1 protein-coding gene and 1 pseudogene are annotated in these 656 nt (G+C 46.5%); both read right to left on the bottom strand.

Annotated elements, in window-relative coordinates:
* Positions 1–254, bottom strand: a pseudogene (locus G5B11_RS18760) (IS200/IS605 family accessory protein TnpB-related protein); the annotation flags it as partial.
* A 51-nt stretch (positions 255–305) separates the two neighbouring features.
* Positions 306–656: IS200/IS605 family transposase (gene tnpA / locus G5B11_RS18755; RefSeq protein WP_173729338.1), on the bottom strand; the 351-nt coding region annotated here is incomplete at its 5' end.

Below are 656 nucleotides of genomic sequence, written 5' to 3'. Positions count from 1 at the left end.
CTGCGGAGGTAAGACGGCATCTTCGGAAAACGAAGATCAAAATCAAACCGGGCTGTGTTTTTCTTCGTCATGTGTACCATATGCTCTGCGGTATTAAAACGCTTTTTTGTCTCCGGGATCTTCCTCAGTTCTTCCCAGACCTGTGCGTAGATCTCTGTCAGGTAACCAACTGCCTGACGATAGACCTCCATTGTTTGACGGACCGGGACATTCTGTTTTCGTATCTCCACACCATAGCTGGATACTGTCCGCATCTTCTTCCACCTTTCCCGTAAAAACAAACAATTCTGGAATGACCCCCGTACTCAGAGCTTTCTCTTTTCTTTTTCCTTCTGGCCTTCGATATAGGCAGATACCTGCTCACGGCTCCGGTCACTGACTGTGACGGCACAATAAGACGGATTCCACAAACGTCCTCCCCACAGTTCTTTTTTCAGTTCCGGATGTAAAAGGAACATCTGACGCGCAAGATTCCCTTTCATGATCTTGATCATATCTGAAATATAAAACTGCGGCCGACAATCCACAAGCATGTGGATATGATCCGGCATGACTTCCATTGCCAGGATCTGAAACCGGTACTCTTCTGCCAGATCCTGCAGCATCTTTTTGCATTCCAGGTCGATCCCGTCTTTTAATACTTTCTTCCTGTATTT

Origin of the sequence: Blautia glucerasea (genome assembly GCF_013304385.1) — a bacterium.
In the GTDB taxonomy this organism is placed as follows: domain Bacteria; phylum Bacillota; class Clostridia; order Lachnospirales; family Lachnospiraceae; genus Blautia_A; species Blautia_A ammoniilytica.
Note: the sequence above shows the minus strand (reverse complement) of the source record. Positions and strands in the feature narration are given on the sequence as shown.